Here is a 9,083-nt window from a genome sequence, read left to right on the forward strand (position 1 = left end):
CGATCCGACTTAATGAAAAATTCTAAAAATGAAGAACTAAAAACAGAAAAAAAAAGATACTTCTATAATGAAGAAAAAGAAGACAAGAACGATTCAGTAACATCAGGAGTAGATGAAACCCATGATCAAGTGATGGATGGATATTATTCTGGCACGATTGATCAAGTGGATAAAAAAAGTGATAATCACTAAGTATTGTGGAACGCTGCTAATTTAGCAGCGTTCTTTTTGTTGCTAAGTCTGAACCTGCGCTGCTGGATTGATTGGAGGATATCTGCAGCTGTGATGTGCGGAACAGAAGAGTTTGTGTGCGGAACAACTAGATTCATGTGCGCTTTGAACTGGTTAGTGTGCGGAAATGGGCAAATAGTGTGCGCTTGAGGGCCATTCTTGTGCGGAAGGCTTTTTAAGAGAGGAAGCTTCTAGGTAGATGGTCTTCTTTATCCAAACAAAGAAGGCTGTCAAATTGACAGCCTTCTGTTTGTTACAGATATTTATTAAACCAATCTCTGATTTGTTCTGTATGCTGCAGGCGCAGTCGTGGAGAACCGCTGCGTGAAACTTCGTGAGTCTCACCTGGGAAGGATACGAGAACGGCTTCTTTTTTCTGTCTCTTTAGAGCAGTGAAAAATTGTTCGGATTGTTCAATTGGGCAGCGGAAGTCTAATTCTCCGTGTAACAGCAAGAGTGGAGTCTGCACATTAGCCGCATATTTAAGGGGTGAATGATGCCATAATTTTTCCGGGGATTCAAAGATGTCCCCTTCCATTTCCCACTCTGTAAAGAAATAGCCAATGTCACTCACTCCATAAAAACTTAGCCAGTTACTAATACAGCGCTGTGTAACAGCTGCCTTGAAGCGGTTAGTATGGCCGACAATCCAATTAGTCATAAATCCGCCGTAACTTCCGCCGGTAACTGCCAATTGTTGTTCGTCAAGAAAATCATAACTGTTAACTGCATAATCAACAGCTGCCATTAAATCTTGGTAGTCCATGCCGCCATAATCGCCTACACAACCTTGAACAAACTCCTGTCCATAGCCGTGGCTTCCCCGTGGGTTGGTAAACAATATGGTATAGCCTTGAGCAGTGAGTGTTTGGAATTCATGGAAATAGGTATTCGCGTACATCGCATGAGGGCCGCCGTGTATTTCTAATACCAATGGATACCGTTGTTCTGGATCAAAGTCAGCGGGTTTCATGATCCATCCATGAATCTCACGTCCATCACTTGATGGAAAACTGATTGCTTCAGCTTCTGAAAGACTACGGGTCTTAAGAAGTTCATCATTGATAAACGTTAACTGAGTAAGTTCACCTGTTGAAAGATTATATGTATACAAATCGCCTGGCTGTACAGGTGTACTGATAGCCAGAACTGCTTCATGAGTTTCTGGATTAATTGTCAATCCATACACATGCTGTTGTCCATTTAGGGAGGGATACATCGCTCCATCCACTGACCCATAATAAACGCTGACATTCCCGTGATCACTGATCAGGAAGTAAAAGCCTTGGCTGTCATTTGTCCAAAGTAAACCAGGATCAACGGTTCCAATATGGAAATCTGCGGCACTTACATCACCAACTTGAACATCCCATTCAGAAGTTAGACAAACGAATGATTGGTCAATAGTATTGTATAACCAGATTTTACTAAGTGTTGCACCTTGATACTCACGTTCGTGACCAATAATAGAGATCCAAGTACCATCAGGTGACCATTTGGGATCATTGAAGAAGCCGGTACCAGGCGTGATTTTCTCTATTTTATCTGAATCGATCTCAAGAATAAATACGTCATCAACCAATTGATAATCCCGGTCCGCGGAATCATTTCCTGTGTAAGCAATCTGCTTTCCATCTGGAGACCATGAACTTGGACTATAATGTTGATCATCGTTGGTTAACTGCTTAGTGTCCCCCGTCTTAGCATCGATTATCACAAGCTGACTAAAGGTATCTTCCAGGTAGCCTTTCCCATCTGCTTTATATTTAATGCGATCATAGATTTTAGCGGTCTTTTTTTCCTTTTTAGGTTTCTCAATCTTTTCATGGAGCGTTTTTCCTGATTTAATGGCTGTTGAAAATAGAATGGATTTCGAATCAGGAGACCATATAGGTGTGGAAGCCCCATTTTCAAGATCCGTCAGTTTGTTAGCTTCACCGCCGGCAAGTTGTAAAACATATAATTGGTTTTTTCCAGTACGGTTTGATAGAAAGGCAAGACTCTCACCATTGGGAGACCAACGCGGTGAAGAATGTCGATGACTGCCGAACGTCCATTGGGTTGTTTGGTTTGTAGGAAAATGATGAACAAACAAATTAGATATGTACTCTTCATCTTCCTTGTCAATGCTTGTTTCTACAAAGGCAACATAAGTTCCGTCGGGTGACAGCTGTGGATCGGTAACTGATTTTAAATCAAATAAATCTTCTGCGAGAATACCAGATAGGGTCATTAGAATTCATCCTCTCTATTTCTTACGCTATATATTTCGACAACAGAAATAAATATCCTGTCTTTTTATGAAAAAAAGCAACGATACTCTCATCATTACATATCTTTTATACGATTGATAGAAGAGAATTTCGTAGGACTAATTTGATTGATATGGTATTAATTCATTTTTTTGAATAGTTGGTTGATAAGTCTTATGGCGTGTATCAGCTGATTAATGATCATACTATCTAAGTAGGTCGCTTCATCCCAAATAAAAAATACTTTTTTCTGTTCGCCATAGCTCCAGTTATTACTTGATTTATCTGAGAATCTAGAAGAGTGGTAGGAAGGGCATAAAAAGAAACACATTATAAAAATCGACTGTGAGAATTAGAAAACCGGCTTCCAACTTAACACAGGGATGAAAAAGGGGAGATTGATATGGATGAATATACAGTGGAATGTTTCATCAATACATTAAGATTTAGCTCACAATGATACAGCATATGTGTTTGGTGTGTTTAGGAAAGTAGACAATAGATTTCTCCACTTTAGCAAGGACATGACTTTCAATGGGCTAGGATAGGTTATACTATTCACAATCGGTATTGGAGAAATGGTTAGGAAAAAGGCAGTAAAAGAAGTAATTGAGCTCCCATTTCTTGAATTACTAGCATTTTTACATAATAAGTACTCATGAGGAGGAACGACATTGGATTATATTTTAGATCATATTGGAATTGCGGTAAGAAGTATTGATGACGCGCTTCCATTTTACCTTACTGTCTTAAATGGAGTAGTGGAGGACCGATATACAAGTGATGCACCTGGGGTGGAAGTTCATGTTGCGGTTGTCAGAACGAATGATAAAGTTATTGAATTACTATCACCAACGAATAAGAATTCACCTATGGCTCGATTTATCAAGCAACGTGGCAAAGGGGTGCACCACATTGCTTATCGAGTGGACGATTTGGATGAAGCGATACTAGAGGCAAGAAAAAAAGGAGTGCGTTTTCTAGAGGATACACTTCGTACAAACACACGTGGCAGAAAACTTATCTATGTTAACCCTGCATCAACTGAGGGAACGTTGATTGAGCTTTGCAGCTATCCAAGACAAAGTTAAAACCCAGTAACCCCCCGGGGGTTATTGGGTTTGTTTTTTCACTTATTAAGAGGGCATACCCATTATTGTTTTTGGTTCAAGAAATTCTTCAATCCCATAATCTCCCCATTCACGACCAATACCAGATTGTTTAAAGCCGCCAAATGGTGCTGACATATCCACTTCACTGTTATTAATTGTTATTTGTCCAGCTTTAACATTTAATGCGACTTTCTTCAGTTCTTCTTTATCATTTCCGATTATATAACCTGCAAGGCCATAAATGGTATCGTTGGCAATTTCAATTGCTTCGTCAATATCTTTATACGTAATGACTGACATGACAGGTCCAAAGATTTCTTCCTGAGCAATCGTCATATCATTCTGTACATCTGTGAAAACAGTTATTTGAGAATAGAATCCTTTATCCAATCCATCAGGTCTGCCCGGACCGCCGATTACAAGGGTGGCTCCTTCTTCCTGACCCTTTTTGATGTAAGATTGAACGGTTTCCCACTGATCTTTAGAAACCTGTGGACCCATAAATGTATGTTTGTCCTGAGGATCGCCAACCGGAAATTCTGATACTAATTCCTTCATTGCTTCAATGAAATCATCATGCATTTCTTTTGGTACGATCACCCGCGTTCCTGCGGAACATACCTGTCCTGTATTTGTAGCGATCTGACTTAAAGCGGTTTTCGCTGCTACTTTTACATCTGCATCTTTTAAAATGATTAAAGGTGATTTTCCTCCAAGTTCTAATGAGACATTTTTAATCCCATCTGCAGCATTCTTCATTAAGCTGCTTCCAACTGGACCTGAACCCGTAAAGGATATTAAAGCGACATCTGGATGTGTGCTGATTGCTTCCCCAACTGTTGAACCTGAACCATTTACAAGGTTAAAGACACCTTTCGGAACACCAACCTTATCAAAGATTTCTGCTAGAATAATAGATGCAAATGGTGTTTGAGAGGCAGGTTTCACCACTAAGGTGCTTCCGGCTGCCAATGCACTAGCCAACTTTGTAGAAATCTGATTGGTCGGGAAATTCCAAGGTGTAATCAGTCCTGCGACCCCAATCGGTTCCTTCTGGATATAAGAGTTCCCTCTTTCCTCCGTAAACTGGAACGTTTTCAATCTTTCCGCGGCCTGCTTAAAGTGTGAAAGCCCCATTTGAAAATGAATTTCCTCCGATTTGGTAATTGGAGCACCTAACTCTTCAGTCATTACTTTGATTAAATCATCTTTACGGTTTTCATATTCTTTTGCAATATCCTCTAAAAGTTTAATTCGATCTTCAACAGTCATTTGAGAAAAGGAATGAGACGCCTCTTTTGCTGCCTGGACAGCTCGATTCACGTCTTCTTCTGTTCCTGCGCTAATCTTACCCATTACTTCTTCTGTTGCTGGATTAACTACTTCAATCGTATCTGATCCAGTAGAGTCTACCCATTCACCGTTGATGTATTGTTTTGTATGATTAAGCATAATCAAACTCCTTTATAATATTGACTTATATAAAATCTTCCCTTTTTGTTTATAGGTAAACATATGAAGATTTTTTAGAACGGGTGTGATGGATTATAACAGGAAAACTACAAAATACCCCACGAGGTATTTTGCTCTCGAAAATAGTGCCTAGACGGGAATAAGCTTCCTCCAGACGGAAATACCCCTTGTCCAGACGGGAATACGCCGCATTGTGACGGAAATAATGCCCTTCATGACGGGATTAATTGAAGATGAGGTAGGAAAATTGAGAAAATACCCCCCATCATAACTTACAAGTAGGCTTGATTCCTAAAAAGGGGAGATTTTAGGGAGTTATTGACAAATATATAGATAATTGTTAATATTTATAAAATTATGAGTATGTATTTTACCGAGAAGACGTTCTAATTGAAGTTGGGCTATAGTCAATTTTAAAATCTTTAGTAAGTATTTTGGTTTCTTTCGATAATGAGCTGATAAGAAGAGAAACTCCCATCTTAATCTTTTTACTAGGAATACATACAACTATATGGGATGGTGAATAAAGGTGAATCCTATATTAATTGAGGTTCCGCCATCGTTAGAAACAGAAAGATTACTCCTACGGATACCTTTCTTGTCGGGTGACGGAAGGGTAGTGAACGAGGCAATTAGGGAATCTATTACTGAATTAAGCAAATGGCTGCCCTTTGCGCAGGAAATCCCTCCTGTCGAAGAAACAGAGACCAATCTGAGAAATGAGCACATAAAGTTCTTAGCACGAGAAAGTCTCCGTTTTCTCATTTTCCATAAAGAGACAGAAGAATTCATAGGAATAACGGATATCCATAATATTGATTGGGAGATACAGACGGGGGACATAGGTTACTGGATTAATAAGAAATTTAGCGGCAATGGGTATATGATAGAAGCTATCAAGAGGTTAACAGACCTAGGAATGAACCAATTGGCATTTAATCGATTAGAAATTAGATGCGAGGCAGCAAACGTAAAAAGCCAAGCGATCCCGGAAAAACTAGGATTCCAGTTAGAGGCCGTCCTTAAAAATGAGGATTTATCAGCAGATGGAAAGACCCTTACCGATACATACGTGTATGGAATGATCATGAAAGATTATGAGAAAAGTGTCAGTTACCTCTTTTGATAGGTATCAGCCAAAAGAATAACTGGTAAAAAAGGCTATTGAGGAAACCCTCGATCGCCTTTTTCGTTTTTATTCTGGCTTCTCGTGCTTTTGGTGTCTGTGTTGTGGGAATTGAAAACCGTTTTGTTCCATTCTTTCGTAATGTTTTTCAAAGTGGTTATTTACTTGGTCTGCTTTTTCCTTTGATAGAGCGCCAAACTCAACATATTTCTGTATGAGTTGTTTTTGCTTAGCTAGAAGTTCTTTATGGATAGCCCCAATCTCAGCTTGTTGAGCCTGTGTTAATGTGACTGTTTTTTCCTGTTCCGGTGCCGTTTTGGTTTCATTTGCTAATGCTGAAACATTGAAACCTGCGCTTAATAAAAAGGTAAATGCCACTAAACTAAATACGAGTTTTTTCATATACATGCTCCTTTCTATTTATCCTGTTTAGGATGTGTATCGCCAGATAAATTATCCAAAAAGTATTTGGTAAATTTACGGGAACTTGATAACTAGCTAATTAAAAAATAATTACCGTGTTTTAAAATAGGTTGTCAGGGTATTTTAAGCATAAGCATTTATTTTTTAACATAAGTTATGATTGAACAATCCTTAGAAGAGAGGAAGATGCAGATGTTTTGGACAATTATTGGACTATTAATTCTTTTATGGGTTCTTGGTCTCGTATTTAAAATTGCAGCAGGATTTGTTCATGTACTTTTGATCATTGCTGTTATCCTTATTGTGTACAAGGTAATCAAAGGCCGGGCAAGAGGCTAGATTGAAATACCCCCGTCATCAACAGACGGGGGTATTTTTTATTGTGATAATCTAGGCATACCCATCAAACGCTTATGAATCCATATGGCAGCTTGTGATCCATCTCCCATTGAAATGGTAACTTGTTCAGAGTGAGCAAGTAAATCACCTCCGGCCCAAACACCGGTTATGTTCGTTTCTTTCGTACGTGGATCAGCAAGGACGTGATTTCGTTGATCATGTTTTACGCCAAGCTGTGTGGTTAACTCATTATTTAATTTATTCCCGCTGAACGCGGTGAATCCACGTTCACAAGAAATTAGTTTACCTGATTCTAATTGAATTCCTGTTAATTGGCCGTCCACATCGAGTAGAATATCAGTTACAGCTTCATTAATGACGGGTATCTTCAATTTATTCAATTCTGTCATCAACTTTTCATCTATGGGTGTCTTTGTATGATTAATAAAAGTTAATAGGTGTGTCCAATACGTTAAGGTCAATGCCATATTAGCACCTGAATTACCACCGCCAATGATTGCTGTATTCTTATTCGTGACTTCAAATCCGTCACAATCGGGGCAAATATAAATCGATTTGCCGAGGCAGGGCATAAGGTTGTTAATCTTAGGTAAGTTATCCGTAATCCCAGTCGCGATGAAAATTGTTTTTGCCTCATAGGTGTTATTCTGAGCTGTTTTTACGATAAAAATATCACAGGCTTTTTTAACGCTGACCACGCGGTCTTTTAAAAAAGTGACATTGCATTGCTCAGCATGCTCACGTCCAAGTTTTCGCAGTTCTGGACCAGTGATGCCTTGTGGCCATCCCAGCACATTATGAAATCCCCAGGTAATCGTTGACCGGCCTTGTTCGGAATCAATTACTGTAACATCGTGGTTATAACGGCCTAGTTGAATCGCACATTGTAGTCCAGCAATTCCACCGCCAATAATTAGACAATCTTGATTCTTCAATTATTCACCTTCTTTTTGTATAGTTATATGATAAGCAATATGCCCAGCTGTTGATTGTTTAAACAGACAATCCATACATAAGAAAGTTATGATGAATTAAGACAAAAGCGGTAAAAGGATAAGGATAAATCCGGCAACTAGTAAAACAGTCCCGAAAATTGTAGATAATCGTTTTTCGTTACCAGCAACAGCATTCCATAAAACAAGATTTACTAAGAAATGGTTTTTTTCTTGAGTACCAGAAAACCCGATTAAAATGGTCATTACGGATTCTATTATCATTCACCTCCAGCAGTATGATAACCATAACAATCTTGTGTTAATTTTAACGTAATCATCCACTTTTTTCATAAAAAAAAGGACCTATTAAAGGCCCTTTTTCGCAGTTTCATTTTCTACTTGTTTTGCTTCTTCTGTAATTGAATCTGGTGTTACCCATTCCTCAGCCCAACGTTGAATTTCCTCAATAACTGGACCCAAGGCCATCCCTTTTTCAGTCAATGTATATTCTATTCGTACCGGTGTTTCAGGATATACGTCTCGTTTGACTATATTTTCTCGTTCAAGATCCTTTAACCGTTCGGAAAGAATTCGGCCGCTGATTGGAAATGCTGCTTCTATATGACAAAACCGCTGTGGACCATTTAGCAGCTGATGAATAATTAAACCAGCCCAGCGCTTGCTTAGAATTTGCATTCCTTTTTCGAAGCGAGGACATAAAGTAGAAGAACATTTATTCATATACTATCACCTCATATCTTATAGTATAAATGTTTAGCTTAAAAGTCACAAACCTCACAGCTGATTCCTTTAATTTTTTGAACATTCAGAGGGTTAGGGCGATTATTATCTCCGTGGAATTAGAAAATTTTTGTGAATATTACCAATTTTTGTTTATTGCTTTCTTGACCGGGTATATACTATTAATTGACAAGGAGGATGATCATGATGGCGATAGTGAAAAGTGTTGGTCCATATCTTCTAATTGGATTCGGAGTTGCTGGGGTTTCCTTTTTATCAACAAAGTCCAATCGTGAAAAAGTGATCTGTTCTTATAAAGATGTCAAACATAAAGCAATGAAATTTTGGTATCGACACCGTCCTGAAGTATTGTATGAGAATATTGAACAAGCCGGTCATCCCGATCCATATGATTTCGGTGATAATCAGA

At 38.7% G+C, this 9,083-nt stretch carries 11 protein-coding genes; 5 read left to right on the forward strand and 6 right to left on the reverse strand.

What is annotated here, in order from left to right; genetic code table 11:
- Positions 1-192, forward strand: a 192-nt coding sequence (locus AC52RT_RS17520; protein WP_495541937.1) for a DUF4025 domain-containing protein, incomplete at its 5' end; no start/stop codon positions are given.
- 292 nt (positions 193-484) lie between these two features.
- On the opposite strand, the gene AC52RT_RS17525 is transcribed toward AC52RT_RS17520, so the two are convergent.
- Positions 485-2,464, reverse strand: coding sequence for a S9 family peptidase (locus tag AC52RT_RS17525; RefSeq protein WP_495541938.1), 1,980 nt, complete (start codon positions 2,462-2,464; stop codon positions 485-487).
- A gap of 693 nt (positions 2,465-3,157) precedes the next feature.
- On the opposite strand from AC52RT_RS17525, the gene AC52RT_RS17530 reads away from it, so the two are divergent.
- The gene (locus AC52RT_RS17530; RefSeq protein ID WP_495541939.1) at positions 3,158-3,574 is read left to right on the forward strand and encodes a VOC family protein; all 417 of its coding nucleotides are present in this window, start codon (positions 3,158-3,160) and stop codon (positions 3,572-3,574) included.
- Between the two features lie 45 nt (positions 3,575-3,619).
- Here the strand turns inward: AC52RT_RS17530 and AC52RT_RS17535 are convergent, their stop codons facing one another.
- Entirely contained in the window at positions 3,620-5,047 is a 1,428-nt protein-coding gene (locus AC52RT_RS17535) for an aldehyde dehydrogenase family protein (protein ID WP_495541940.1), read from the reverse strand.
- 550 nt (positions 5,048-5,597) lie between these two features.
- On the opposite strand from AC52RT_RS17535, the gene AC52RT_RS17540 reads away from it, so the two are divergent.
- The gene (locus AC52RT_RS17540) at positions 5,598-6,194 is read left to right on the forward strand and encodes a GNAT family N-acetyltransferase (protein ID WP_495541941.1); all 597 of its coding nucleotides are present in this window, start codon (positions 5,598-5,600) and stop codon (positions 6,192-6,194) included.
- Positions 6,195-6,263: 69 nt separating this feature from the next.
- Here the strand turns inward: AC52RT_RS17540 and AC52RT_RS17545 are convergent, their stop codons facing one another.
- Positions 6,264-6,596, reverse strand: coding sequence for a YckD family protein (locus AC52RT_RS17545; protein ID WP_495541942.1), 333 nt, complete (start codon positions 6,594-6,596; stop codon positions 6,264-6,266).
- Positions 6,597-6,773: 177 nt separating this feature from the next.
- On the opposite strand from AC52RT_RS17545, the gene AC52RT_RS17550 reads away from it, so the two are divergent.
- Complete coding sequence (locus AC52RT_RS17550; protein ID WP_495541943.1) at positions 6,774-6,956, forward strand: lmo0937 family membrane protein; 183 nt, start codon at positions 6,774-6,776, stop codon at positions 6,954-6,956.
- A 38-nt stretch (positions 6,957-6,994) separates the two neighbouring features.
- On the opposite strand, the gene AC52RT_RS17555 is transcribed toward AC52RT_RS17550, so the two are convergent.
- The 3 genes from AC52RT_RS17555 to AC52RT_RS17565 form a co-directional block, all read right to left on the reverse strand.
- Complete coding sequence (locus AC52RT_RS17555; protein WP_495541944.1) at positions 6,995-7,912, reverse strand: NAD(P)/FAD-dependent oxidoreductase; 918 nt, start codon at positions 7,910-7,912, stop codon at positions 6,995-6,997.
- A 96-nt stretch (positions 7,913-8,008) separates the two neighbouring features.
- Positions 8,009-8,194: a hypothetical protein gene (locus AC52RT_RS17560; RefSeq protein ID WP_495541945.1), complete on the reverse strand. Its 186-nt coding sequence runs from the start codon at positions 8,192-8,194 to the stop codon at positions 8,009-8,011.
- A gap of 84 nt (positions 8,195-8,278) precedes the next feature.
- On the reverse strand, positions 8,279-8,653 hold the full coding sequence (locus tag AC52RT_RS17565) for a winged helix-turn-helix transcriptional regulator (RefSeq protein ID WP_495541946.1): 375 nt from the start codon (positions 8,651-8,653) through the stop codon (positions 8,279-8,281).
- Between the two features lie 207 nt (positions 8,654-8,860).
- Here AC52RT_RS17565 and AC52RT_RS17570 point away from each other — a divergent pair.
- Positions 8,861-9,083: YbyB family protein (locus AC52RT_RS17570; protein ID WP_495541947.1), on the forward strand; the 223-nt coding region annotated here is incomplete at its 3' end.

The sequence above is a fragment of the Peribacillus sp. genome (assembly GCF_059453735.1).